Source organism: Rhizobium sp. CF080 (assembly GCF_000282095.2).
Taxonomy (GTDB): domain Bacteria; phylum Pseudomonadota; class Alphaproteobacteria; order Rhizobiales; family Rhizobiaceae; genus Neorhizobium.
This window is the reverse complement of record NZ_AKKC02000004.1, coordinates 1-26,044: the sequence shown is the minus strand read 5'-3', so window position 1 is coordinate 26,044 and position 26,044 is coordinate 1. Positions and strand designations below refer to the sequence as shown.

General features: G+C 57.3%; 20 protein-coding genes and 1 pseudogene. 18 read left to right on the top strand and 3 right to left on the bottom strand.

Annotated elements, in window-relative coordinates:
* Positions 1–215: 215 nt before the first annotated feature.
* Genes gspG through gspD form a run of 3 tightly spaced genes read right to left on the bottom strand, consistent with a single transcriptional unit; the run spans position 216 to position 3,300 of the window.
* Positions 216–668 carry a type II secretion system major pseudopilin GspG gene (gene gspG / locus PMI07_RS07275; protein ID WP_007768251.1) on the bottom strand — a complete coding sequence of 151 codons (453 nt, stop codon included), beginning with the start codon at positions 666–668 and terminating at the stop codon, positions 216–218.
* A complete protein-coding gene (locus PMI07_RS07270; protein WP_007768246.1) occupies positions 665–1,141 on the bottom strand; it encodes an A24 family peptidase in 477 nt (158 codons plus the stop codon). The genes gspG and PMI07_RS07270 overlap by 4 nt, the downstream gene beginning before the upstream one ends.
* A gap of 8 nt (positions 1,142–1,149) precedes the next feature.
* Positions 1,150–3,300 (bottom strand): type II secretion system secretin GspD, encoded by a 2,151-nt coding sequence (gspD, locus tag PMI07_RS07265; RefSeq protein ID WP_007768242.1) that lies wholly within the window; start codon positions 3,298–3,300, stop codon positions 1,150–1,152.
* A gap of 243 nt (positions 3,301–3,543) precedes the next feature.
* On the opposite strand from gspD, the gene PMI07_RS07260 reads away from it, so the two are divergent.
* The 18 genes and pseudogenes from PMI07_RS07260 to PMI07_RS35520 all read left to right on the top strand — a co-directional run.
* On the top strand, positions 3,544–9,753 hold the full coding sequence (locus PMI07_RS07260) for a toxin TcdB middle/N-terminal domain-containing protein (RefSeq protein WP_024163646.1): 6,210 nt from the start codon (positions 3,544–3,546) through the stop codon (positions 9,751–9,753).
* Positions 9,754–9,845: 92 nt separating this feature from the next.
* Complete coding sequence (locus PMI07_RS33955; protein ID WP_210164777.1) at positions 9,846–10,655, top strand: polymorphic toxin type 28 domain-containing protein; 810 nt, start codon at positions 9,846–9,848, stop codon at positions 10,653–10,655.
* Positions 10,652–11,251, top strand: a complete 600-nt coding sequence (locus tag PMI07_RS07255; protein ID WP_007771707.1) for a hypothetical protein — start codon at positions 10,652–10,654, stop codon at positions 11,249–11,251. The genes PMI07_RS33955 and PMI07_RS07255 overlap by 4 nt, the downstream gene beginning before the upstream one ends.
* Positions 11,252–11,918: 667 nt before the next feature.
* Positions 11,919–13,505, top strand: coding sequence for an RHS repeat-associated core domain-containing protein (locus PMI07_RS07250; RefSeq protein ID WP_081760660.1), 1,587 nt, complete (start codon positions 11,919–11,921; stop codon positions 13,503–13,505).
* Between the two features lie 1,954 nt (positions 13,506–15,459).
* On the top strand, positions 15,460–16,356 hold the full coding sequence (locus PMI07_RS33495) for a PilN domain-containing protein (protein ID WP_155956408.1): 897 nt from the start codon (positions 15,460–15,462) through the stop codon (positions 16,354–16,356).
* Positions 16,353–16,961, top strand: coding sequence for a type II secretion system protein GspM (gene gspM / locus PMI07_RS07235; RefSeq protein ID WP_007771711.1), 609 nt, complete (start codon positions 16,353–16,355; stop codon positions 16,959–16,961). The genes PMI07_RS33495 and gspM overlap by 4 nt, the downstream gene beginning before the upstream one ends.
* A gap of 1 nt (position 16,962) precedes the next feature.
* Positions 16,963–17,511: a hypothetical protein gene (locus PMI07_RS07230; RefSeq protein ID WP_007771714.1), complete on the top strand. Its 549-nt coding sequence runs from the start codon at positions 16,963–16,965 to the stop codon at positions 17,509–17,511.
* A complete protein-coding gene (locus PMI07_RS07225) occupies positions 17,495–18,325 on the top strand; it encodes a hypothetical protein (RefSeq protein ID WP_007771715.1) in 831 nt (276 codons plus the stop codon). The genes PMI07_RS07230 and PMI07_RS07225 overlap by 17 nt, the downstream gene beginning before the upstream one ends.
* Positions 18,322–19,941: a GspE/PulE family protein gene (locus tag PMI07_RS07220; protein WP_007771716.1), complete on the top strand. Its 1,620-nt coding sequence runs from the start codon at positions 18,322–18,324 to the stop codon at positions 19,939–19,941. The genes PMI07_RS07225 and PMI07_RS07220 overlap by 4 nt, the downstream gene beginning before the upstream one ends.
* Complete coding sequence (locus tag PMI07_RS07215) at positions 19,942–21,153, top strand: type II secretion system F family protein (protein WP_007771717.1); 1,212 nt, start codon at positions 19,942–19,944, stop codon at positions 21,151–21,153.
* Positions 21,153–21,635 (top strand): GspH/FimT family pseudopilin, encoded by a 483-nt coding sequence (locus PMI07_RS07210; protein WP_007771718.1) that lies wholly within the window; start codon positions 21,153–21,155, stop codon positions 21,633–21,635. The genes PMI07_RS07215 and PMI07_RS07210 overlap by 1 nt, the downstream gene beginning before the upstream one ends.
* Complete coding sequence (locus tag PMI07_RS07205) at positions 21,622–21,987, top strand: prepilin-type N-terminal cleavage/methylation domain-containing protein (RefSeq protein WP_007771719.1); 366 nt, start codon at positions 21,622–21,624, stop codon at positions 21,985–21,987. Before PMI07_RS07210 ends, PMI07_RS07205 begins: the two co-directional genes overlap by 14 nt.
* Positions 21,988–21,995: 8 nt before the next feature.
* A complete protein-coding gene (locus PMI07_RS07200; RefSeq protein WP_197032473.1) occupies positions 21,996–22,628 on the top strand; it encodes a prepilin-type N-terminal cleavage/methylation domain-containing protein in 633 nt (210 codons plus the stop codon).
* Positions 22,629–22,745: 117 nt separating this feature from the next.
* A protein-coding gene (locus PMI07_RS33950; RefSeq protein ID WP_155956407.1) for an IS5 family transposase occupies positions 22,746–23,500 on the top strand; the annotation gives its coding sequence in 2 pieces (ribosomal slippage) (positions 22,746–23,079 and positions 23,079–23,500; 756 coding nt in all).
* A 73-nt stretch (positions 23,501–23,573) separates the two neighbouring features.
* Positions 23,574–24,149: a hypothetical protein gene (locus PMI07_RS07185; RefSeq protein ID WP_037085924.1), complete on the top strand. Its 576-nt coding sequence runs from the start codon at positions 23,574–23,576 to the stop codon at positions 24,147–24,149.
* A gap of 5 nt (positions 24,150–24,154) precedes the next feature.
* The gene (locus PMI07_RS07180) at positions 24,155–24,442 is read left to right on the top strand and encodes a hypothetical protein (protein WP_155956406.1); all 288 of its coding nucleotides are present in this window, start codon (positions 24,155–24,157) and stop codon (positions 24,440–24,442) included.
* A 166-nt stretch (positions 24,443–24,608) separates the two neighbouring features.
* Complete coding sequence (locus tag PMI07_RS07175) at positions 24,609–25,427, top strand: transglutaminase family protein (protein ID WP_197032472.1); 819 nt, start codon at positions 24,609–24,611, stop codon at positions 25,425–25,427.
* Between the two features lie 198 nt (positions 25,428–25,625).
* Positions 25,626–26,044 (top strand): annotated as a pseudogene (locus PMI07_RS35520) (hypothetical protein); the annotation flags it as partial.

Sequence of the window (26,044 nt, the reverse complement as noted above, 5' to 3'; positions counted from 1 at the left end):
GGCGTGCCTGATTTCGAACACGCCTCCGCCTCGGCGCAGGACCATCTCGCGCTGATCGCACAGGCTGATATCCAGCCATTTCCCCTTAAAGGGCAGTGTAGTGTGACCATCCCAACAGTCAGATCGACGAGTCGCTGCCGTGGGCCTACGCCGAGAAGCCAGAAACCAAGGCCGCGGCGAAACACCGCTTACCGTTCCTCGACGTCGGCCGGTAATCAGTTTCCAGTGAGATCAGCGTCCTGGCCGCTACCGCCCATCTTGCGATCCCGTCCAAATGACAGAATCTGAAACGATTTCTCGTCCGCCGGGCTTCGGTATTGATATGGGGTACTCCATGCATCAACGAAGACGCCTGCATTCTTGATGTAGGGGCCGTTCCAGGCTGCGGCATTGGTTGGCCGGGTAGCCAGGGCTGCAAGACCTTCTTCCGTGGTCGGATAGTGCCCAGTGTCGATATAGTAGAGCTCCAGTGCGCTCTCGAAATTTCTGATCTGGGCTTTGGTGGTGTCAACCTTGGCTGACTCCAAATAGCGTAGGACTTGGGGAGTGGCGAGCGCTGCAATCAAGCCGATGATCGCCAGAACCACCAGAAGCTCGACGAGGGTGAAGCCCTCGACGGCAGCACGGCGCTTGATGCCCAATTTTAGAGTCGGCGTGAATATGATCATGAAATTTGTCCGATGAGGGATCCATAAAGACGTTCAAGATTCCAGGTGACAATAAGCGACCCGGCCAGAAAGGGGCCAAATGGGACCTTCTGAGTTTGAACCTCTTTCCTGGCGAGGCTGAAGACCAACAGGAAAACGAGCGCCAATGAAGACGCCAAGAAGAGAAAGATCGGGAACATCCACGGGCTGAACCAGACAGCGGCCGCGCCGGCCAGCTTCACATCCCCCAAGCCCAAACCTACGCGCCCGGTAAGTTTGAGATGTACCTGGCGTATGGTCCACATCAGAAGCCCGACGAGCAACGCGAATACGCAAGCCGCGAATGTCTCGACCACCCCTTGTTGAAGCCGAAACGTCAATCCGGCAAGCAGGAGCACGATGTTGATCGAGTCCGGGATGACAAACCAGCGGAAATCGACGTAGCAGATGACGCCAAAGCAGATGACCAGGACAACTGTCAGGGTGAATATCACAGAAAAGCTCAATAATTCAGGCGCTTGATATCTTGTTCGAGCTTGCTCGATCCGCCGCGGCGTTTTTTAATGTCCGAGGAGAAATCAAGCTGCTGCCTGAATTCTTCCGTCACGTTTCTGGCCTCGTTAACGTCTCTGACGATCCGCGGCTTGATGAAGATGATCAGCTCTGTTTTTTTGATGGTATCCGTCTTGCTCTTGAATGCGTTCCCCAGAAGAGGGATGTCGCCGAGAATCGGGACCTGCGTGCGGATCAGATCGTTCTTCTGCTGGATCAGCCCGCCGAGTGCCAGGCTCTCGTTGTCGTTGACCACCACGCGTGTTGAAACCTTCCGCTGTTGGATCGTCGGGGAATCGATACCGGACGAGGTGGTCTTCACCACGTCGCTCACCTCCTGCTGAATGTCCAACATGATCTTGCCGGAGGTGTTGATGCGCGGCACGACCGTCAGGATGATACCGGTGTCCTTCATCTCGACCGAATTGACCACCGGCGCTCCGGCATCATCGATACTGCGGGATTGGCGTGTCACGATGGGGACCTGGTCGCCGATTTGCAGGACGGCTTTCTGGTTGTTGAGCGCCATCAGCGTCGGGGCGGAAACGACATTGACGTCGGTAACGCTGGAGAGCGCATTCAACGTCACGCGGATGTCCTTGGTGGCGTAGCTCCACGCAAGCGCCGGAAAGCTCGCACCGGTCCCGCCGCTCGCAAGATCGGAAAAGCCGACGCCCGAATGGCCACTTTCGAAAAACCAGCGAAGGCCGAACTTGAGCTCGTCCCCCAGTGTCACCTCGGCGATGACCGCCTCCAGCATGACCTGCGTGGGCACGACATCGAGTTGACGAAGAAGTTTCTCGACCCGTTCGTATTCCCGGGCCGTCGTCGAGATCAGAAGGGCGTTGTTCTCGATGTCAGCAACAACTGATGTTTTGGGTGTGCGAGACCCCGCAGATGGGCCGTTAGACTGAATGTTCGGATCGCTCGATGCAGCTTGGCTTGACTGCCGATCGTTATAGGCCGTGGTGATTGTCGCGGGTTCGAGGTCCGGGGCGATCGGATTATCGATCTGGATCTGCTCGGTGCCTGTGGATTGGCGTTCCTTCAGAACGGATTGCAGAACCTGCGCAAGCTCTTTTGCTGGTCTGTTTTGAATATTGTAGACGAACAGTCGCTCTTCATTGGTGCTGGCAAGCCTGTCCAGCTTAGCGATCCACGCGGTCGCGCGAGACAAATAAGCAGGCCGTGAGGTGATGACGAGGACTGCATTCAAGCGTTCGTTCGGGATGAATCGAATGATCTTGTTGCCAGGCCCGTCTTCGGCCGCGAAGATCGAGGTTAGTTCTTTCGCAACTGCCGCGGACTGTGACGCCTTCAACGGGTGAAGAGCGACCGACATTCCTTTCATCCAATCGACATCAAAGATATTGATTGCATTCCGCATCGCGGCGAGGTCGTTGCTGGTGCCAGCGAGTACGATGATGTTGCGATGGTCGTCAATTCGAAGGATGGAACCCTGCCTGCTGATGGGGTCCAGAATACCTTTCATTTCTGCTGCGGCTACGTATTTGAGTTCGATCGCCTGCACCTTTATCCCAGGACCGGTGATCGGACTTGAAGCGGTTGCAATCTCCGGAGTGGACGCGAAGGCTTCAGAGGCCGGGACAATTTGATAGTTGCCGTTTTGCTTGGTGATGACTGCTCCGTTGACGGCCAAGGCGGATTCGAAGATCTCGACAAGCGCATCGCGCGAAACAGGTGTCGCGGTTTGAAGCGTCACCGTACCCGTTACCCGCGAATCGACGACGTAAGTAGCCCCCAACGTATCGCCGAGCACGCTTTTTGCCGCCGCGGCGATCGGTGCATTGACCAGATTGAGGCTATAGCCTTCCCCGCCTTTTGTCGTTTTACCAGTCGATATTGCAGGCTGTGAGGAGAGGAAGCTTCCGGTGCCTACTTGCGACGCCCCGCTGAAGACGCCTGCTTCCGATGTCGACGCCGCGAAGCTGTGAGACGTGCCATGCGAAACCGGAAGAGGTTTCCCTCGCGCATCCAGCTCGTTCAGTTTTACCGAAAAGACATCGTTGATGGAATCTGTCGAACTGCAGCCTGAAAGCAGCGCGATAGCCAGCAGGCAATACGACTTGGAATACTTCATAAAATTGACCCGCCCACTTACCGGGGCGATCCTATAGAAGGGGCGCTTCGGCGCTACAGCCAAAGTTCGCGCAATGGTTCTGTCCACAATTTTCGCTCGCGGTCCTCGAGGCATTTCTAATATACCTGTATCATATTCTCATATTTTGTTGTTGGGTTCACAAAACGGTTGCACTGGGTGGGTTGTGCGCCGTTAGGATGCGTCGTGTTTTTGATGACGAATTGATTCGCTTCGAGGGGGCTCATGCGTAGCAGTCGGGTTGGTTTTGCGGCTTTTGCCGCCACGGTATCGCTTTGCGTTTTTTCTTGTGGGGTGACGGGAGCGGTGGTTGTCGACGGGCTGCTGGGGCATGGCGCGCTGGCGGCGGAGCAGGGTGTGCGGCCGGTTGGATTTGGCAGCGGCGCTGGTCTCGGTGGCGGCTCCGCCGGCCGGGCTGGGGCTGGGCAGTCCGGCTTTGGTGGAACGGCAGGCCAGGTTGGTTCCGGCAGTGTCCCGGGGACTGAGGTGCTTGAACCGGGGGCAGGATCAGGGACCGGCGCGTCCTCGAACGATCGGGCGGTGGACCGGACGTTGGGGCTTGGAAAGCCGCAGGGGAAAGGTTTGGGGGCCGGGGCCGCTGGTGGTCGTGCCACGGGTGCCGAGGACGGGTCCGGCCAGGCTGGCGCAACCGCGCTTGGCAAGCCGGCCGATAAGCAAGAGGGCGAAGACACGCAATCCGGCACGGCGGATGCCAAGGGCAAGGATGCCGATGGTGCGCTGGAGCCCGAGGCGATGTCGGCCATGGCGGCGTCGGCCGCTGCAACCGGTCAGGAGGCTCCGGCGGTCAATGCGCCGCCAAGACCGTCTTTGCCGGAGATCGGCGGCAATGGCTTCTTCAGCCAGAAGATCGAACTCGACGTTCCCGGCTTTCGTGGCCTGGAGCCGAAGATTGCGCTGAACTACAACTCGGCCCGCAAGACGCGGCTGGGCGGGCTCTACCAGGGCTGGCTCGGTTATGGTTGGGGGCTCGACGGTTTCGACGTGATCGAGCGGGCGACACCGGGCTACGGTTATCCGGCCTTCGATGCCAAGGACGTCTACCTGTTGAACGGTGAGGAACTGGTTGCGTGCGCCACCGGCATGGTGGCGGCCTCCTGCTCGGTGGGCGGCACGCATGTGACCGAGAACGAGAACTTCAAGCGGGTGATCTTCGATGCGGCGGCCAATACCTGGACGGTGACCGACCGGGACGGCACGGTGTCACTGTTCAAGTCGGTGATGGCGGTGGCCGGCAGCACGCCGGCATCGGGCACGCCGGACTACAACGTGCAGCACGACGGCCGCTTCCTGCTGTCGTCGGTGACCGATACCAACGGCAACGTCGTGAACTACGGCTATACCTGCCCGGACCTGCCGGTATGTTATCCGTCGGTGGTCAGTTATGGCGGGATGAGCGTCAACTTCCATTACGAGGACCGTCCGGACTCTCTGGTGATGGCCAACGGTCTTGGTCTTTCCTATACCAAGAAGCGGATCAAGACGGTCGGCGTGAAGGTGGGGACTGCCCTGCGCACGGCCTATGCGTTGACCTACGACCAGGCGCCGTTCTCCAACACGTCGAGGCTGACCAAGGTCGACCGCTACGGCCGCGATGCCACCGTCTCATCGGCTGGTGTCGTCACCGGGCCGACGGTCAAGACCATCCGCCAGATGGCCTATGACAATCTGACCTACACCTACACGGCCAAGCCTGGCCTGACCAATGGACAGGTAACAGAATACGAGGGCTTTCCGTCCGCTCAGCTGAGCACCATAGATCTCAATTCCGATGGCAGGGACGAACTCTATGGCTGGGCTGCCGATCTCTCGCACTGCCCGGAAGACATCCGTTGTGATGAGGAGTACATTCGTCAACATCGCGCCTGGTTTTTTTCCAGGTTTGCCAATGACGGCACGGCGGCCGGCATAGGTGTCCCTATCCCGGCGGGGCCAGGGGTGGTGAATGGCTACAGCTCTTTGGAAATCGAAGTTTCCGCGGGACGGTTTGCCGCCGAAAGACCAAAGGACCTGGGATTCAGGTTCCAGTGGCGCGTGACGTCATGGGATTCTGATGGGGGCAGCACGGGAGCCATCTATAAAGAATACCGTGCCGGTCGAGCGGATGCCAACCTCCGTGTAACCCTCGAAGGGTGCTCAGCCACCTATGCGGCCATCTGCTCTGTGATCCAGGGAGGTGGGACTCCTTTAGACCACGATGGCGATGGTCTGGACAGCATTTTCTCGCTTGGAGATAATGCTGTTGGACGGGCTGACTTTCTCGCCAACGGGCGTCAGGGTTTTTTGCTGGGGGGAGGGGATGCGCCAGCTTACCGGTTTGCAAACGGAGCCTGGGCTGCCACGGCGACTGGCGTTCGATGCGGTAATCAATACGACCCTTATGAGTATCGTTGCGTCCTGGGTGATCTCAACGGCGACGGTACCACCGACATCCTGCAATATCGTGGGGGCTCGGGGGTGAATTACGCGATTGCCGTTTTCCTCGGGAGCGGCAAGTCGTTCGTTCCTGTCGCAGGCGGCGAGATCTTTGGGTCTCCGGCGCTTCTGGACGTCGACAATGACGGCCGTGTGGAGATTCTCGGACCGAAGAACCTGAATCAGAATGTGACGCGTCCCACCCGCAAGCCCTGGCGCCTCACCTTCACCGCGAGTGGGCCGCAATGGCTGCTCGATGACAAGGATTTTGACCAGAATTTGGCTTTTGGCGACTATAACGGGGATGGTCTTCCGGATCTCGCGAGTGGAAACGGCAACATCTACGTTTCGAACGCCGGCTCCGGCAACCCGAACCTTTTGCGTTCTGTGAAGCTGGAGACGGGTGGCACGGTCAGCGTCGACTATACGCCGTCGACGCGGTGGACGAACACGTTCATGCCGCAGGTTCTGCACGCGGTGACGCAGTTGCGGGTGGATGACGGACGCGGGCAGGTGGCTTCGACCGACTATGCCTATGCGGGCGGGCTGTACGACCCGAAGGCACGCAAGTTCCTGGGCTACAAGACGATCACCATGACCAAGCCGCTGGCCAATGGCGAGACGGCGCGTCCGGTGGTCGAGACGACCTATCGCCAGGATCTGGCAAGCTACGGGCTGCCCGAGAAGACGGTCTTGCGCAACGGTGCCAACACCGCTTCCAAGACCGTGGTCGAAACCTATGCCGTCAATACCGCAACCAAGCCGTATAAGGCCTTGAACACCCGGACCGATACGACGCTGAACGAGACTGGAACCCCGCTGGTCCTGCGCAAAGAGCGGGCCTTTGATGCCTATGGCAATATCTCCCAGATCCGCGACTTCGGCCGCAAGGACCTGACCGGCGATGAGACCTGGACGGGCATCGCCTACCCCTACAATACGACTGCTTACATCGTATCTCTACCGCGTGTGAAGTGGATCCAGTCAGGCGGATTTGATCCGACGACGGCAGTCTATGAGCAGTATGAAGCCCTGTACTATGATGGCAGTACGGATAGTGCGGCGCCGCCGGCAAAGGGCAACATAACTAAACGGCGTTCTTTTAAGACCACAACACCAACTACCACCTATTATGAGGAACTCTTCACCTACGACGCTTACGGCAACCGATTGTCGCAAGTGGACGGAGCAGGCAGTCGCACGGAATGGGACTATGACGCGACCTATCACCTCTATCTGGTGACGGAGCGGGCACCGAAGTATTTTGCCACCGGCGGACAGCCGGCGGATACGCGGTTCGTATCGACCTTCACCAACGATGTGGTGTGCGGCAAGCCGGCGACCAAGGTGGACTGGAACGGGGTGACCGAGACCTTCACCTATGACCCGTTCTGCCGGCCCTATGACTATACGCATTCAGGCAGCGGCAAATATGTGAAGACGCGGTATGCGAACGAAGGCAATCCGGCCCAGCAGTCGGTTGCGGTGTTCGAGCCCTGGTCGAGTGGCACGGGAGATGTTTATACCCAGACCTATTATGACGGGCTTGGCCGGCCCTGGCGGGTGCAGAGCCTGGGCGATACGACGTTGGGCCCCACCCGGGTCACTGACACGGTCTACGATCCTCGCGGCAATGCGGCCAAGACCAGCTTTGCCTACTTCTCCAACGAGACGGCGCAATGGACGGTCAACAGCTACGACTGGCAGGACCGGGTGGTGAAGACCGTCAACCCGGACGCCTCGCAGCGGACTTACCTCTACCTGGTCCAGACGACTACCTTCACGGGTTCGAGCAATCTGCCGGTGATGGAAGTCCGTATCACGGACGAGGAGGGGAATGCCGGCACGGGCGGCAACGGAACGGGTGGCACGGGTGAGACGGGTGGCAACGGTACGACCCCCGGCGTTCGTGATCCGGCTTCCGGCTACTACATCAACGCGGACGATAGCTGGATGTATCTGGCAATGGCACGCGGCTTTCACCGCTGGCAGGTCGGCTCTGGTGCTTTTTCCTACGCTTTCCGTTGGGTCGCTAGTAGCGGAGCGGCAGCGGGCACCATCACTATCACGGCAGCTCAGTACAATGCGGCGGGAACGGCAACCGGCTATACCCACACTGACGGCTATACCTACTTCCGCGATCCCACTGCCGCGAACGAAGTCCCTTACACTGACGAAGTTCTTCTAACAGGCTACCACTCCGGTATTGCCCGGCGGAGCGCCCCGGTTTCCACGGGGGGTGGCACCGGCGGTGAAGGCGGTGCTGGTGGAGACAGCGGCAGCGGTAGCGGTAGGCAACATCGCTCGTTCACGGACAAGGACAACAATGTGATCCTGACCTCCTCCGGCCAGCTCTCCGGGGCCTGGGTCAATGAGTACCGCAGCTATGACGCGGTGGGGCGGCTTAAGGGTGCGCGCGACAATGACGGTGCTGTGTGGACCTATACCTACGACCTTTTGGGCAACCGGTTGACGGCCAGCGATCCGGATCTCGGCACCTGGACCTATACGTACGACAACGCCAACCGGCTGGTCAGCCAGACGGATGGGCGTGGGGCGGTGACGACGCTTTCCTACGACCAAATGGGCCGGCTTCTCACCAAGCAGGTCAAGGCGGTTGGCGAGACGACCGCCACGGTGACGGCCACCAATACTTATGACACGGCGGATGCGGGCGTCGGATCGGCCCCCTTCCACAATGTCGGGCTTTTGACGAAGTCGGTGAACGCAGCGGCGACCCAGAGTTTTAGCCGCAGCCTGAGCGGTTCGACGACAGTATTGACCACCAGGACAGTGATCGATGGGATCACCCATACGACGGCGGAGACCAGGGGCAAGTCCGAGCAGACCCTGTCGATCGCCTATACACCGGCTGCGGTGCCAGCTTCGATCCCAGTCGGCACGTCGGCGGCGCCGTGGACCTACAATACCGCCAACAAGCTGCTGACGGTGCCCGGTTATATCAGTGCCGCCACTTACGAGGCGGACGGCCAGACGAAGTCGATCGCCTATGTCAACGGGGTGACGACGGCGTTTGCCTATTCGCCGACCCGCCGGTGGCTGACGCGGGTGACGACAGCCAAGGGCACCACCGTGCTGATGGACAATCAGTACACGCGCGACAAGCTGGGGCGGATCAAGACGATCACTGGTCTCACGCCTGCCGACAACTGGACCTATGCCTATGACGACCTCGACCGTCTGACCTCGGCCGACAATGCCGGCAACAATGCACTCGACGAGACCTATAGCTATTCGGCGAGCGGCAATCTCCTGTCGCGCACCCGGATCGCCGGCACCTATACCTATCCGGTAGGCACGGCGGTGCGCCCGCATGCGGCGACCAAAATCGGGACGAAGACGATCGGTTACGACGCCAACGGCAACATGGTCTCGGACGGCACCCGCACGCTGGTGTGGGACCGGTCGAACCAGCTTGCCAGCGTCACGCAAGGGGGATCGGCGGTGACCTTCTCCTACGGTGCGGACGGATCGCGGGTGATGAAGAACTGGGCGTTTGGCAAGACGCTTTATGCCGGAGCCGATATCGAGATCGACCGCACCACGCCTGGGGCGGAGGTCTATACCTACTATCCGCATCCCGACATCAAGGTGGTCGCCACGGCCGCCGGCGTGACCAGCAAATATTTCCTTCACCGCGACCACCTGTCGTCGGTGCGGCTGGTCACCGACGCTGCCGGCAATGTTGCCGAACAGACCAGCTATGCCGCCTATGGGGAGACCACCAATCCGGCGATGCAGACGAAGAAGGGCTATATCGGCGAACGCTTCGACGTCGAAACCGGGCTGATGTATCTCAACGCCAGATATTACGATCCAGCCTTCGGACGCTTCATCGAAAAGGATGATCAGGCAGACATAGGGGAAGACGGTGAGCGACAGGTGAATACGATGCTTCGGCGCCTGCCGGCTGCCGTGGCCAAACCTGGATCCTCCGCATCCGCCAACGGCACGACTGCATCCCTGGCATCCGACCGATAGTTACAGCCAAGCGGGCGGCCAGACGAGGCCGCTCGCCACTCACCAAGCCACCCTCGCGCTATTCCAGCAACTCTCGCACCCGGAAACCCATGATGCGCTCTCTCGTCCGGCCGTTCCTTGCCCGCACTCTAAGACTCGTCCTCACTTGCAGCATGTTGAGTGCCCCGTTCGCCTCCACCGCCAACTCACGCTTCATCTCTCCCGATGACTGGGATCCGACCAAAGAAGGAGTTGGTACCAACCGATACGCCTATGCCCAGAACGATCCAATCAACAAAAGCGATCCTAACGGCCATCAAGGTATCGGTCACAACGGCGGACCGCGTCTCGATCCTCTCGATCCCGATGGCGATGGAGACATCGAAGGTTTTGACCGTTATCCGGGCGTTCCTGACCGCATGATCCCTGAGGTTGATCCTCTAGGGGCTTCCTTAATCGGCGGAGGTATTTTAGGTCTTGGCCTATTGGGCGCAGCTTTATCAAACCCAGCTGACGCCCTCACCAAAACGCAGCAGGACGTGATCCAAGGGATCGAGAATAGAATAGCTAACACCCTTAACGAAAAGCACTATGATGCGGTGCGAGCCGAGCTTGAAGGAAACGTGGTTGCTACGAAACCGAATGGTACTCCTTACGATCACATCACTGAAGTAAGAGAGGCAAGAGCGGGACAGATTGACGCCGCTAAAAATATTCAGACGGCTTTGGGCAGTCCTAGCTTAAACCCTGCTGCTCGTGAGACGCTAGAACAGGCTTTGAGCAAAGCTAGCAAATCTATAGACGAGGCGACGAAAGCTCTGAAAGGGGAAAATACTCAAACAACGCATGATAAAAGTTCAACCCGCGGCGATGACAAATCATCCTCGGAGTCGTCGTCGAAATCTGATAAAGAATATCCATGATTTATGATATCCGCAGCATTAGCGACCGAGCCAAGGGCGTTGCACCAGGAGCAGTCACCCCTGACGAGATTGAATTCGCCAGGAATATCCTACGCACCCGATCGGGAGATATTTATACAGCCATTTACGTCGTTGGCCTTCTTGGCAACAAGCGCGATGGAAAACTGGTAGAGTCTTTTATTTTTGGTGATGAAAATAACCTCTATGCTGAGGTCGCTTTGAAAGCACTCTGCAGATATATGGGCTTAATTGAACAATACCGGTCAGTGCTTCGGCAGTTGGTCATTCAGCCGCCAGACGAAAGTGGAATGCGTCGAATGACAGCTATACATTTGATGAAAGAATATTTCCAAGACTACAAAGATAATGAGTTAGGATGTTACTTGGTAAAGATCCTCTGTGACTTAGATGATCGGCACCGCCTGTCAGCTCGAGACGCACTAGCTGATATACTGGATTTGCGATCCTCACTGAAAGACCCTCACGGCTTGGAGTTTGATGAGTGGGATGAAGATACGAGCCTGCTGGTCAAGGCCGCCAAGAATGCCTTTCACTGCAAGGATGTAATCGTCAGCCCAAAATCGCAAATACATTAGCTTCATCTCGGGCAGAGTTCACCTGCCCATTCCACACATTACGGCCGGTTCACTTGCCATCTCCGTCATAGCTCGTCGATATATGTTGATTTCACTCACGTGGAGCTCCTGGGCAGCTCGATCGCAGCAGTGACTCCTTGGCATCTCGGGACTTGGAACACAAAGGTGACCACGATGTCGGCGCTTGTAGTTGTTAGCCTTAATTAGGGACAGTCGTGATGCGATCGCTCTCATTCCTAATCCTCCTGCTGTGGCTTTCTGTGGTACCGGCGCATCCAGGGGCGCTACACGAGACGGATGCCCCCGAGAGGAGTCAAGTCGAAAATCTTTTTAGTGATCAGCCGGATCTTTTGGATGTGAAGCTTTCCGTTGATCAGCTGGTGGAGCCTGCTACAGATCCTGCTTTCTCGCGGGCAACCATCGCTCGGATGACGGGGAATGCTTTACGCATGGCTGGGGAGAATGCCGGAAGCTCCGAGAGGCTCAATGCGCTGCGGCGGTATCTTTACGAGAGCGGTGAATGGAATGAGCATCGGCCATTCACCTACGATCTTGGTGACCCCCTAGGCGAAAATCCCGCCAATTCAGCACCTATGGACATCAGATCGCCTGGGAAAAGGTTGCTGATGGGAATTGGCGTTATGTCGATGCTCGCACCTATGACGCCTTGGGTCGACTGTTGCGTATTATCGATGGGGAGGTCGCCGTTTGGACCTATACCTACGATGTTGCCGGCAATCGGGTGTCGGCAAGCGATCCAGATCTGGGAACCTGGACCTATATGTATGACGGAGCCAATCGGCTTTCGGTCCAGCGGGATGCGCTGGGCGTTCAGACGAACCTGGACTACGACCAGATGGGGCGGCTCCTGACCAAGAGAGTTTGGGTTCCCGGTGAAGCCACATCGACTCTCGAGACGAGAAACTACTACGACGAAGTGCCGGCCTATCCCGCTCACCACGTCGGCTTCTTGACTCGAATTGAGAACGCTCACTCTACATCCTACTACAGTCGCCGCTACGAGGGTTGGGGCACCTCATTGGGATCAACTTCGATCATTGACGGCGTTCGGCATGACACCATTTCGGGCACTGGCCGCCAGGACAAAACGGCCTGGATCAGCTATGTAACGGGTAATGCCCAGATCGGCATGACCGAACCCTATTGGACCTACAACACGTCCGACCGCCTCTATTCCATCCCCGACTACATCACGTCGACATTCTACGAAGCTGACGGTCAGACGAAGTCGATCAGCTATGCGAACGGGGTGACGACGGAGTTTTCCTATTCGCCGACCCGGCGGTGGCTGACCCGGGTTACCACGAAGAAGGGCACCACGGTGCTGATGGACAATCAGTACAGCCGCAATGCGATCGGCCAGATCACCGCCATCACCGGCCTGACGCCATCCGACAGCTGGACCTATACCTACACCACCGATGGCTTCAATCGCCTGGCGAGCGCCGACAATCTCGGCAACAACGCGCTCGACGAGACCTATAGCTACAGCCTCAACGGCAACCTGACCTCACGCACCCGGATGGGGGCCTATACCTATCCGGCCGGCGCAGCGGTGCGTCCGCATGCGGCAACCCAGATCGGAACGAAGTCGATCGGTTACGACGCCAACGGCAACATGGTCTCGGACGGCACCCGCAGTCTGGTGTGGGATCGGTCGAACCAGCTTGCCAGCGTCACGCAAGGGGGATCGGCGGTCACCTTCTCCTATGGTCCGGACGGATCGCGGGTGATGAAGAACTGGGCGTTTGGCAAGACGCTTTATGCCGGCGCCGATATCGAGATCGACCGGACGACGCCCGGGGCGGAGGTCTATACCTACTATCCGCATCCCGACATCAAGGTCGTCGCCACGGCCGCCGGCGTGACCAGCAAATATTTCCTTCACCGCGACCACCTGTCGTCGGTGCGGCTGGTGACCGACGTTGCCGGTAATATAACCGAACAGACCGGCTATGCCGCCTACGGGGAGACCACCAATCCGGCGATGCAGACGAAGAAGGGCTATATCGGCGAACGCTTCGACGTCGAAACCGGGCTGATGTATCTCAACGCAAGATATTACGACCCCGCCTTCGGACGCTTCATCGAAAAAGATGAGCAGGGACAGGCGGTCGAAACTGACGGTGAGCGACAGGTGGACACCGTCCTTCGGCGCCTGCCGGCTGCTGTGGCCAAACCCGGATCTCCCACATCCGCCAACGGCACGGCCTCAACGGCATTCGGCCGATAGACAGAGCGCCCAGGCGGGCGGCCGGACAAGGCCGCTCGCCACGACCCAAGCTACCCTTCGACACCGATCAACTCTCGCACCCGGAAAACCCTTGATGCGCTCTCTCGTTCGGCCCTTCCTTGCCCGCCTCCTCACCATGCTTCTCATCTGCAGCATGGTATCCGTCTCGTTCGCCTCGACTGCCAACGCACGCTTCATATCTCCCGACGACTGGGATCCAACCATGGACGGTGTCGGTACAAACCGATACGCCTATTCTCACAACGACCCAATCAATAGGTCAGATCCGAACGGGCACGCCGACGGTGGGGAAACCCAATACGACCCTTGGAGCGGAACGGAGCTAACTAATGGTGAAACTGCCAGCTCAGACTCACGCGCTGAGGGCGCCACGTATGGCATGGCGGCTCGCGAGGAGACCTACATCCATTCCGACGACCTATCACCAGAAGAAAAATTCAGTTTCAGCGGCTGGGCGACAGGCGTTGGTATGGGCATTTACAACACTGGCGCAAGTTTAGTTTCAACGGTCACCGGGGGAACAGTACAGCCTGGGTTGTACACACCACAGAATGGGTCCCAAAAAAGCGGCATGAGCACAGGAAAAGATGTCCTGAATGCGGCTTCTGTCGCGGCGACCATAGCGCCTATTGCTGCCACTGCGTCCAAGGCTACTTTAATTGGAGGGCCGGCACCTGGCACTCAGGCAGCATGGAACGGGCTTATCTCCTCGGGAAGGGTTCCCAACGGAGGACTCAACGCTTATCGTGTTTGGGGAGGAGAGGCAAAATTACAAGGAGCGTGGCTTTCCCCAGTCGCACCCCGATCCTCAGAAGCCGCTCGTGGTTTGCTCTCTTTGCCCCCGCAAAACAGCGCCTCATTTATATCCACAGTTCATGTACCAGCAGGGACTCAAATCCAATACGGTGTTGCAGCGCCGGCGTTCGGTGCTCGGGGAGGCGGAATTCAAATTCAACTTCTTGAGAGGCTTCCCAATTCAAGCTGGGGGCCTGGTACTCCTTTAAGGTGAGAAATGGAAAAACCCTGGCACGAAATGAGAACTTCGAAAATACTTTATTTAGAAAATAAAGATATTACAATATCTCTACTGGATCCTGATGAAAGTAAGTCGGCAGTGTTTGCCAACTTAGTGGCTTCGAGGGGTTCTCGTTTAGTCTGGAAAGCTTCCCCTCCTGGAAACCCAGATTATTTTGTCGACGTAAACGCGATCGGAGAAGATCTGTTTGCCTACACTTTCAGCGGTTACAAGATAAATATAAATGTTCATAGCGGGAAGGTCATCGGCGCTACTTTCATAAAGTAGTTCTTCATCTCTCACGGGATGGGAAAGATTTCAGTCCAGACTGACATCCTTGCTACGATGGATCAAAAAGCTGAGTAGTGCGCGCAGCTCAGCGATGTCGTTGGCCGCCTAAGTCACATGGGAAGTGTTGACGTTACAATGCCTAAGGCAAGCGTTTTTATCCGATAGAGAAGCTCACTGTTCTAGTCCCTGGCGTGAAGCCAGGCTGGTCCCTCCTGGCTGCGAAGAATGGACCATTAGCGAGGGTTTGGGAGCTACAATGAGCTGCGCCGCATCATTAAGTCTCATCGAGCATCAAGTTGAGGTTCGGCAGAAGCTCGGAAGTGCGTTCTGGCACGGAGCGATAACTTTTTGCCTCCTGCAGAAATGGTTCTCTTGGCCTTGCGAGCCGGGGCGTAACCGTTGCCTGATGAAGGCCATCGCCCTCAATTCCGGTGTGAATGCGTGGAAACCCTGTGGATAGCAATCGGACCACAAGTATCCTAGCCCAAAGCGCGCTATTCTCGAAGTCGACAACGACTGGGATCCATAGTGTCTTTAATTAGCGCAGTTCGAGATCTATTCGACTGGTGGAGAGATGGGGTCACTCCGCCGCTGAACGTGTTTTGGGCGCCGCCACGAAGAACTCGTGTGACTATACCTTCACCACATCACGAGAGCGAGGTCGGTGACCCTGCTATTGGAAATGAAGGTGGCGACCGTATTCAAGGAAGTACGCCAGATGTCGGAGGTGCGATATTCCACGGCCCGCTCCTCAAGTTCCAAGCCGCAACCATGCGTCTTCCATTCAGCCGATCGATGGAGGTTGCACGCGCCACTGTCCAGGAAAAGACGCCTTTTGCTCTTACAGACATTTACGTGCTTCCTGCGCAGGACAGGAGAAGCGATGGCCAGTCCTCCTTCTACGTTATAAAGAGGGAGAGGATCGATCCGAAACTCGCTGAGATTGCCGCAAGGCGACCACGGATTGATCGTTGGGGTGTTCGCGACGGTGACCAGATAATTTGGCTTCCCTCCCGGGCACTCGAAAACCTTCACCCCGCATTCCATCACCTGCGTCATTGGCGAAACGGTCTGCTGGCTGCATTTGCAATCGTTGTCGTCGCAAGCGGTGCTACATACGCACACCTCCTTTTCACTTATTCCTCGGCTCAGGAGGAACTAGCCAGCCTGGTTGAAGCCAAGCGCACCGAAGCTCTGCAGGTGCGAAAACTCCTAGATCGGCAACAGAAGAGTATCGCGGCCGTCGAGGCGGCTCGGAAAGGCAAAGCGCAGTCTGTTCCGGTCGTTCGAGTATGGGAGGAACTGACCCGGATTTTGCCGGATGACGCCTGGCTGACGGATATCGCAATCGATGGAGACATGCTGACGATCACCGGTTTTGCGGCGGAGTCTGCGGCTGCCCTTATCGCTACGCTTGAAGCCTCCGAACTTTTTTCCGCGCCAAACTTCACCTCGCCGGTTGTGCGCATTCCCAGTCAGTCCGGCGAACGCTTCGAGATCCGATTGCGGGTGCAACCTGCATGACGGAACTGCTGATCACCTTGATGAATGCGCCCCGCTATGTGCAGCGCTCCGTGGCGCTGGGCATCCTGGGCCTCGTCATTATCATTGTCGTCATCACCGCCGTCTATCTGGGGTCCTTTCTATCGGCCAGGGTTACCGATATCGCGGATATGCGGGCTGAGCTTTTCCGGCTCAACGAGATCATTGCGCGCAAGCCTTTGACGGATGTCAACACCCCAAGCTGGGAACCTGCCGCAGGAACTTTGTTCATCGAGGGCGAGAGCCTTCCTGCTATCCAGGCTAAGCTTCAGGAGCGGGTCAATGCAGTCGCACGCTCATCAGGGGCCACGATTGCATCGATCAGCGGCACGACACAGATTGAACTCGATGGTGCAGCATATGTCGGCGTGCGTGCAGACATGGAAGGCAGTTTGAAAGCTTTTCACGAGGTCGTCAGACAGCTTGAAACCTCCGACCCGCCTTTGATCATCCGTCAGGTAGCGATCCGTGGAACCAACAGGATTATGCAAGGCGTGCTATCGGAACCCCTTCAACTTGCCGGACAGATTGCGATCTATGGGGCGGTCAGCCCCACGGTGGTTTTACCCGAGAAGGGAAAGCCATGATATGCTGAGATCATTCGATGGACGATGGCTAGCCCTGTTGTTAATGGTCTCAGCTTTATTTTGCCTTGGCGCGCTCAATGTCGCGATTTTCGGGATGAGCGTGGATATTTCGCCGCTCGCCATTGAACTGCCGAACAGCGCCGCGGTGTTGGCCCCCAAAGACAAGAACCAGCCGGTGACAGTCACCGATTGGGATTTGCCCGAGACGCTTGTTCGTCCAGTCTTCAGCCCGACGCGGCGTGAGTTCGTTCCACCGCCTGCACCGGTCGCAAAGCCGGTCGCGCCGGTCGTCGTGCAAGCCCCACCCAGCCAGGCACCATCGCCACCGCCCATCAAGTTTCGCGGGACCAGGACGGTCAGCGGCAGGTTTTCCGCTCTGATTGCGACAGATGAGAAAACCGTGGATTGGTTTGGGGAGGGGGAGAGAGTCTTGGGCTGGACCATCGTGTCCATCGAAGCTGATCGGATGTCGCTCAGCGCCGGCACATCCAGCGCTGTCTTCTCGCTCTATGATACTGGAACGAAAAGAGCCGATGGCACAGCAAATTGAAGGACAAAAGGATTCCGGCGATAGCGGCTTTGCACTGCTGGCCGTGCTCGGTTTCATTTTACTATTTGCCATGTTTCTGGCCCCGTTCGCGGCCTCTTCGCGGCTGAAGGCACTGACGGTCGGACATGAATATAACCAGGCCCGGCTCGGTAACGCTGTCCAGGCTATCAATAGCTATCTTGCGTGGCGGATTGGCGCCGATCCCCGGTGGAGGAATGTCGTGGACGGCGGAGGCCTTCTCGCATCGGAGTGCGCTATCAACGACATCTCCATGAAGATCGCGATCGTCCCGCATGCGAGCCTCATCAATCTGAATACGGCGGAGGAGCCTTTGCTGGTTGCTGGTTTTAACGGGATCGGATTGGTCGGGATCAAAGCTCAGGATACCGCACAAAAGGTCATGCATTTTCGGTCGCCAGGCACGGGTAACGGTGACGATGCTGGCATTGATGCCGGGCCGAAACATGCACCCTTCGAAGATATCTCGGAGCTGCATGATTTCGAGGCGCTTCGCGGTATCGCGCTATCCGATCTAGGTCGTGTTTTTTCGGTGCGGGAGGGGCGAGCCATTCTCTCCAGGTCGAAGGAAACGGGGGGCATGTCGATGTTTTACACGATCGAGACGATGCTATTCGATGGAGGCGACTGGACAGTTTCCGCGGCGGTTTTTTCAGCCGCGACCCGTAGTGGCCCAAGTCAGAAGGTCGCCACTATTGATGTAGACACGAAACCTCCTGTGCCCAAGAGGAGGGGAAATTGCGCGTCATTGCTGGATCATGATGTCACTCGTTTGTTGGAAGACGTGCTTACATGATCTCTCCTTCGTCGTCTTCGCAAGCGTTTTTGACCTTCCTGGAAGATTCGGAGCGGATCTCGGTGGAGGCGGCAAGCCGTGCCAGAGCCGCCGAGCGAAAGACCGGCCAGGCAGTTGACATCATCATTCGAGAGTTGGGCATCTTGCCCGAGATGGCCATTGCCACAGAACTCGCCAGATTCCTACAGATAGGGTACGTGGCGAAGCTCCCTGCGATGGAGAGCAACGAGCTTCTCGAACGCCTCGGCCTCGATTTCGCTGCGGACAAGGCGATCGTTCCTCGCTTGGCGGACAATGGTGATCTGCTGCTCACAGTCGCCAATCCCTTCGATACGGATACCATCGGCGCCGTAAGCTATTTCTTCGAACTTCCGGTTCGATTGGAAGTAACGCCCCGAAGCGCTGTCGACGATTTTATCAGGGAAATCAGGCAAACCTCGGAACCTGTGGGCTTCGTCGACGGCCTTGACGCCGTCGCCGATGTGGATCTCGAGCGGCTGCAGGATATCGCGCGGGACGCGCCAGTCGTGAAGTTCGTCTCCAGGATTATCCAGAAGGCAGTCGATGAAAGGGCCACGGATATACACCTCGAGCCTGAAGCCAATTCCATGGGTGTCAGGTTTCGTCGCGATGGAATGCTGACACATGTCGAAAGCGTTTCTCACGCTTTGCATGCCGGCGTGATCAGCCGCCTTAAAATTCTAGCCCGCCTCAATATTGCGGAGCGGCGATTGCCGCAGGACGGCCGGCTTCGGCTCGCCGTGCGGGGGCAGGAGGTCGACTTTCGCCTTTCGGTGGTTCCTTCGATCCACGGTGAAACGGTCGTGCTTCGTATCCTGGATCGCGAGACCGTACGTTTGGAGCTTAGAACTCTGGGGTATGATGCCGCTTCGGCAGAGAAGATCAGGAACATCACCGCAAGGCCGAATGGCATGGTGCTCGTGACTGGTCCCACCGGCTCCGGCAAGACCACGACGCTTTATTCGATCCTCGCTGAACTTAATCGTCAGGAGGTGAAGATTTTCACTGTGGAAGATCCGGTCGAGTATCGCATGACGGGGGTCACGCAGTTGCAGATCGATCCCGCAATCGGTTTGACTTTTGCGTCTGCATTGAGATCGGTCCTCCGACAGGATCCTGACATTATCCTGGTTGGTGAAATCCGTGATCGCGAAACTGCTGAAATCGCGATCCAGGCTGCGTTGACGGGCCATTTGGTTCTTTCGACCCTTCATACCAATAGCGCGATAGGCGCCTTCAGCCGGTTGCGGGATATGGGAATTGAGCCATTTTTGATCGACGCGACCATGCGAGGGATAGTTGGTCAGCGTCTCTTGCGAAAATGTTGTGAGCAGTGCCGGGAATGGGCGGATAAGTCCGGTTGTTTTGTCTGCGCCGGAACCGGTTTCAAGGGCCGTCAGGCGACGTTCGAGATTTTACAGATGTCTGACCGTGTTCGCCAGGCAGTGGTACAGGGAGTAAGCCAGGAAGAGATCGAAGTGATCGCCAAGCAGGAGGGCATGACATTGATGCGCGATCATGCTTTCCAGCTCGCGGCCGAGGGCAAGACCACGCTTGCCGAAGCTGTCAGGGTAGTCGAGCTGGAAGATCGCTAAATGTTGAGGTTTTCTTACACGGCTTTCAATCCGGCAGGCAGGCAACAAAAGGGGCAGATCGATGCGCTCGATATTGCGGACGCGCGCCGTAGACTGAGAGCCGACGGGCTTTCCGTCTCCGAGTTGAAGGCCGTGCGGTTTGGATCGGAAAAACCGGATGCCGCATCGGCAATCCGTTTTGGGCGTGCCTTCAACAAAACGCGTTTTTTTGCGGATCTCTCAGTCCTGATGAACGCCGGCCTGGGGGTCGATCAGGCACTGCGGGCTATGCAGGGTGCTGCGTCGAGAGCCGGAGACCGGCAGACTATTGGGACAATTATCGAGCGGCTATCATCTGGCGCTACCCCCTCGGTAGCCCTGTCCAGCCTGAACGGCCTGCCTGAAGACGCTTTGGCATTGATCTCAAGCGGGGAGCATAGCGCTCGCCTGCCACACGTGATGAAGATTGTCGCGGCTGATCTCGAAAAGCGCGATGCTCAGCGCAAGCAGCTTATCGATGCGTCTGTTTATCCGCTATTTCTGTTGGTGATGATGTTCTTTGCGATAGGCGTGGTCACTTTCGTTCTAGTGCCGACGCTGGAGCCGATTTTCGAGAGTTCGGGCCGCACCCCGCCCTTTATCGTTGCTTTGCTGTCCAGTTTGCGGGGAGCGCTGGCCGATCCCGCGACACTTTTCGCAATATTTGCGAGCATCATATTCGTCGCAACGTTTGCCATTCTACGGCCCTCGTCCGTGCAAGCTGCTTTCGCCGTAGTATTGCTCAAACTTCCGTTCCTTGGTCGGGCGATTTCCCAATCCGCCCTTGCCCGATATCTGCAAAGCCTTTCTTTGCTTCTCGACAACGCGGTTCCATTGCCGGACGCGCTTGCGCTTTCCGCCCGCTGTTGCCCTGCAATCTCCTTCCGGGAGAAGCTACTTTCCATGCGTGACGTGGTGATCTCGGGAAAGAGGTTGCCCGAGGCTTTCACAGCCAGCGGTCTCTTTCCGCGAGGTGTCGTGTCGCTGGTGGCGATCGGTGACGAGGTCAACAAACTGCCGACGGTGCTGGATAATGCCGCCGGCGTGTTGCGATCAGATGCTCAACGGCTCACCGATCTCTTGCTCGCATTGATGACACCCGCCATCACGATATTCCTCGGCATCCTCATTGGCGGGCTGGTTGTCTCGGTGATGACAGCGCTGCTGGGGATCAATGAGTTGAGTATTCAGTGATGGCGCACAATATCACCCCCAACGACAACATTGCTGGCTTCAGTCTGACCGAGATGCTGGTCGTTCTAGCGATCATGGGCATTCTGTTTTCTCTTGCCATTCCATCATACCGGTCTTTAACCAAAGTGACCCCTCAGAGTGTCGCACAGCAGGTGCTTCATATGGCGCAATCGACACGCCTGAGCGCTCTTAAAACGGGCACTCCAAAATCTCTGTTTCTTGAAACAACGAGCGGCACCATCCGATCGGACGCCAAAGTGGGTACCATTGTCATGCCCGCGGCGATCGCCTTTTCGGCCACTATTGGCCGCGATAACCGAACGACTGCGAAGCAGGGGAATATCACCTTCTTCCCGAATGGCAGCGCTACTGGGGGTACCATCCGTTTTCACTCGGGCGATGCACCTGAGACCGCCTTACTCGTCAATTGGCTAACGGGTGTCCCTACATTGACCGAGGCGGTGTCACGTGAGGTTCGATAATAGTCGGGACGGCTTTACGTTGCTGGAGACGTTGATCGCTTTTCTGATCTTGTCGACGGCGCTGGCTATTTCCGCGCAAGCTATCGCTATCGCCACCAAAAGCCTCTCGATCTCCGAGGATCGTCAAGAGGTGGTCAGGTTTGCAGATATGTTGCGCGTAGAAACCTTGCCCCGGATTTTGCGCGGCAATCGCGATGAAGAAGGGACGAATGGAGCGTTGCGCTGGAAGATCCATGTCGTCCCCATTCAATCCCCGCAGGCCGGAGAAAAGGGGGCTGTGCTTGCAGTGGTGACACTGTTCACGCGCTCGGGAAGGGCGCATAAATTCCTTTACTTCAGCCCTGACCTTTGATGCCTCAGATGGCCAAGCGAAAAACGCCAGTAAGAGATAATGCCGCTTTGCCGAAGGATGGCTTCACTCTCGTTGAGATGTTGGTCACGCTCTGCATTACAGCGCTGCTTTCGGGACTTATGATGGCCTCGATTGGCCAGCTTCGCCCGATGCACAACATCACGAGAGTCAATGACGCCGAGATGGAACTCGAAGCTGCCAGCGCTTACCTGCAAGCTCTCCTTGGGCAGGCCCGTCGATTGGCGCCCATCAAAGACGACCCGGCGAAAAAAGCTGTCTTTTCCGGTGATGCAACAAGGTTCAATCTTGTGGCAGTCGCAATGGTCGGCAATCACCGGTCATCCTTACGGGACGTGGAGATAGCGGTCCGCCAAAGCGCGGATGGGTTTGAACTCATTCAACGCAACGTTCCACGAAGACTGTTGTCGGCGACGCAGAGCGAAGAATTTACGATCATCGCGGCTCTGAAATCGGTCAAATTCGCGTACCTGACGTCGCCTGAATTGTCGGCCCTGCCATGGGTAGATGTCTGGACCGATCGTGAAGCCCTGCCATCTGCCGTGAAGATGAGTCTGGTCGCTATTCGATCCGGTCAGGAAACAGCTATCGAGAGAATTGCGATCATCGATATCGGCCGGTAATCAGTTTTCAGCGAGGTCAGCGTCCTGGCCGCTACCGTCCCTCTAGGCTCAGGAGCCATTAAATAGCTTGCAGCGTCGCGGTGGCTTTGATTCATTCGGATCGAAAGGAGCCCTGCGATGAGTGATTTGCTGTTGTTGTCGGAGGCGCAGATGCGTCGGATCGAGCCGTACTTCCCGCTGTCCCACGGTATTCCGCGCGTTGACGATCGACTGATTTTGAGCGGCATTATTTTCGTTTTACCCAACGGGCTACGGTGGCGCGACGCGCCCAAGGAATATGGCCCGCACAAGACGATCTACAACCGCTTCATCCGCTGGAGCAGGCTCGGCGTGTTCAACCGGATTTTGGCCGAACTGACCGCTAGACGCGGCAGGCCCGAGCAGTTGATGATCGACGCGACCCACTTGAAAGCCCACCGCACCGCAGCCAGTCTGCTAAAAAAGGGGATGTTCCCCGACGTATCGGACGCACCAAAGGTGGATTGAACTCCAAGCTGCATGCCGTCTGCGATGGTCATGGTCGACCGCTCATCCTGCTTCTGAGCGAAGGGCAGATGAGCGACTACAAAGGGGCAGCGAAAATGCTCGCCGCCTTTCCCAAGGCCAAGACCCTATTGGCCGACAAGGGCTATGACGCCGACTGGTTTCGAGACGCCTTGGCCGCACGCAAGATCACGGCCTGCATTCCATCTCGGGCAAACCGCAAGAGCGTCATCCCACATGATCCGACGCTCTACAAAAAGCGCCACAAGATCGAAAACATGTTCGGCAGGCTCAAGGACTGGAGGCGGATTCACACCAGATACGACCGCTGCGCACACACCTATCTCTCAAGCATATGCATCGCTGCAGCCGTCATCTTCTGGATGTGATTTAACGAGTCCTGAGCTAGAGAATGGGGAGGCTGCAAGCTCCGACTCGCAAGCTGAAGGTATAACGTATGGTATGGCAGCCAACGAGTATACCTACATGCACTCCGATGATCTGCCGCCAGACGAAAAGTTCGACTTGTGGGATTATGTCGCCGGCACGGGGATGGGGATATATAATGCGGGGGCGAGCGTAGTCTCCAATGTCACGGCAGGACAGGTAAATCCGGCGCAGTACAGCCCGTCAAACGGGTCCCAGAAAGTCGGGATCAGCACAGGCAAGGACGTTGTCAATGCAGCAGGAACCGGACTAACCGTAGGCGGCAGAGTTCTGGCCGTTACAACGAAAGAAATCCAGCCCACGACCAACTTATACCGCTCTGTTTCTCAGGCGGAGCTTAGGCAAATCCAGGCCACCGGCAGGTTCGAAATGGGACCAAACTCTTTATCGGGCAAGTGGTTCGCTGAAAAACCTCAAGATGCTGCAAAATGGGGAGACCTCATGAACGGGTCGGGAATGTCAACAACGGTACGCATTGAAGTACCTGCGTCAATCGCGGATCAGTTTCATCGCGTAGAGCGCCTTGATGGTATTGGTCCGGCTCGTTATGGGGAGATCGACCAATTAACCGGCTTCCCAATCAAATGGTGAGTTCTATGGAATATAAGAAAGCTAAGATATGGTGGGCCGAGGGAAAGGCGGCGCTTCCAACGAAAAGCCTTCGCTATATAACAGTCGCGAAATTTGACGAGGATACAGACAAAGGAACCGATGTGTGGAGTGTGGTCGTAGAGTTCGAATCATCCGAAGCTGTGACTGAAACGCCGGCTGTTTGTAAGATAAAATTTTTAGCAGAGGGCGGGCCAGAGACCCGCCTATCCACCGGGAAAATACTAAAGCTCTACGAAGGCAGAACTCTTTCTGCCACCGTTGTTATTATGTAGCGATTCGGCAGGCCAAGGAACGGCGTCTGGGAGCAATATGCGGACCATAAATGTGCTGACGGCTTTGCTATGGTTTTTCGTCGTTCCTGCTTATTCGCAAACCTCCGCTGGGACGGCTAAGCCCAAAAGGACCGAGGTCCAAGACCTGTTTCAGGAGCGACTGGACTTGCTGGAGGCGAAGCTTGCCGTCGATCAACTGGTAGATCCCACTACTGTTCCCGCAGTTGTGCTCACCAGTGTCGATCGGATGACTGCGGATGTTGTGCGAATGGTTGGGGAGAATGCCGGAAGCGCTCAGAAGCTCAAAGCACTCCGGCGCTATCTTTATGAAAGCGGCGAGTGGAACGGGTATCGGCCATTCACCTATGACCTTGGCGATCCCCTGGGGGAAAAGCCTGCCAATCGGTTGCTGCAGCGATACCTGGACACGCGCCAGGGTAACTGCATTACCATGCCGATCCTTCTCCTCGCACTGGGGCAGCGACTTGGGTTGAATATGGCGCTTGCCCAGGCCCCCCTTCACGTATTTATCAAATATATCGACGATGCAGGCTCGACATGGAACCTGGAGGCGACGAGCGGCGGCGGGTTTACGCGCGATCTCTGGTATCGGCAGAAGTTGCCGATGTCCGATGCGGCTGTGGCAAACGGCACCTACCTACGAGCACTCACAGATGATGAAGCCGTCGCCTTAATAGCGTCTTTTCTGGTCGAGCACCATCTGGCCGAAGGCCGGCCTGAAGCGGCGATATCGACCGCCGACGTCATTCTTCAACATTATCCCGATTTTGCTTACCTGCTGGCCAAGAAGGGAAGTGCCTATAGCGCTCTCCTGCAGCGTGAGCTTGCGGGAAAGTATATACGCACCTCGGACATTCCGCCCGACGTGAATGCCAAGGTTGACAGGTGGTACCAGGAAAATCTTACGGCGTTCGCTAAAGCTGAAGCATTGGGATGGCGTCCGGAGGACGGGCAGGCACCGTAGCGGCGACAGCACGCCTAGGGGCCTAGCGGTCGAGCCTTGGTTCAATCTCGCTCGCGGTCCTCGAGGCATTTCTAATATACCTGTATCATATTCTCATATTTTGTTGTTGGGTTCACAAAACGGTTGCACTGGGTGGGTTGTGCGCCGTTAGGATGCGTCGTGTTTTTGATGACGAATTGATTCGCTTCGAGGGGGCTCATGCGTAGCAGTCGGGTTGGTTTTGCGGCTTTTGCCGCCACGGTATCGCTTTGCGTTTTTTCTTGTGGGGTGACGGGAGCGGTGGTTGTCGACGGGCTGCTGGGGCATGGCGCGCTGGCGGCGGAGCAGGGTGTGCGGCCGGTTGGATTTGGCAGCGGCGCTGGTCTCGGTGGCGGCTCCGCCGGCCGGGCTGGGGCTGGGCAGTCCGGCTTTGGTGGAACGGCAGGCCAGGTTGGTTCCGGCAGTGTCCCGGGGACTGAGGTGCTTGAACCGGGGGCAGGATCAGGGACCGGCGCGTCCTCGAACGATCGGGCGGTGGACCGGACGTTGGGGCTTGGAAAGCCGCAGGGGAAAGGTTTGGGGGCCGGGGCCGCTGGTGGTCGTGCCACGGGTGCCGAGGACGGGTCCGGCCAGGCTGG

What these genes read in the sequence shown, in the direction of transcription:
- gspG (WP_007768251.1), bottom strand. Translation starts at nt 668, where the DNA reads ATGATCATATTCACGCCGACTCTAAAATTGGGCATCAAGCGCCGTGCT.
- gspD (WP_007768242.1), bottom strand. Translation starts at nt 3,300, where the DNA reads ATGAAGTATTCCAAGTCGTATTGCCTGCTGGCTATCGCGCTGCTTTCA.
- PMI07_RS07260 (WP_024163646.1), top strand. Translation starts at nt 3,544, where the DNA reads ATGCGTAGCAGTCGGGTTGGTTTTGCGGCTTTTGCCGCCACGGTATCG.
- PMI07_RS33955 (WP_210164777.1), top strand. Translation starts at nt 9,846, where the DNA reads ATGCGCTCTCTCGTCCGGCCGTTCCTTGCCCGCACTCTAAGACTCGTC.
- PMI07_RS07255 (WP_007771707.1), top strand. Translation starts at nt 10,652, where the DNA reads ATGATTTATGATATCCGCAGCATTAGCGACCGAGCCAAGGGCGTTGCA.
- gspM (WP_007771711.1), top strand. Translation starts at nt 16,353, where the DNA reads ATGACGGAACTGCTGATCACCTTGATGAATGCGCCCCGCTATGTGCAG.
- PMI07_RS07230 (WP_007771714.1), top strand. Translation starts at nt 16,963, where the DNA reads ATGCTGAGATCATTCGATGGACGATGGCTAGCCCTGTTGTTAATGGTC.
- PMI07_RS07225 (WP_007771715.1), top strand. Translation starts at nt 17,495, where the DNA reads ATGGCACAGCAAATTGAAGGACAAAAGGATTCCGGCGATAGCGGCTTT.
- PMI07_RS07220 (WP_007771716.1), top strand. Translation starts at nt 18,322, where the DNA reads ATGATCTCTCCTTCGTCGTCTTCGCAAGCGTTTTTGACCTTCCTGGAA.
- PMI07_RS07215 (WP_007771717.1), top strand. Translation starts at nt 19,942, where the DNA reads ATGTTGAGGTTTTCTTACACGGCTTTCAATCCGGCAGGCAGGCAACAA.
- PMI07_RS07210 (WP_007771718.1), top strand. Translation starts at nt 21,153, where the DNA reads ATGGCGCACAATATCACCCCCAACGACAACATTGCTGGCTTCAGTCTG.
- PMI07_RS07200 (WP_197032473.1), top strand. Translation starts at nt 21,996, where the DNA reads ATGGCCAAGCGAAAAACGCCAGTAAGAGATAATGCCGCTTTGCCGAAG.
- PMI07_RS07185 (WP_037085924.1), top strand. Translation starts at nt 23,574, where the DNA reads ATGGCAGCCAACGAGTATACCTACATGCACTCCGATGATCTGCCGCCA.
- PMI07_RS07180 (WP_155956406.1), top strand. Translation starts at nt 24,155, where the DNA reads ATGGAATATAAGAAAGCTAAGATATGGTGGGCCGAGGGAAAGGCGGCG.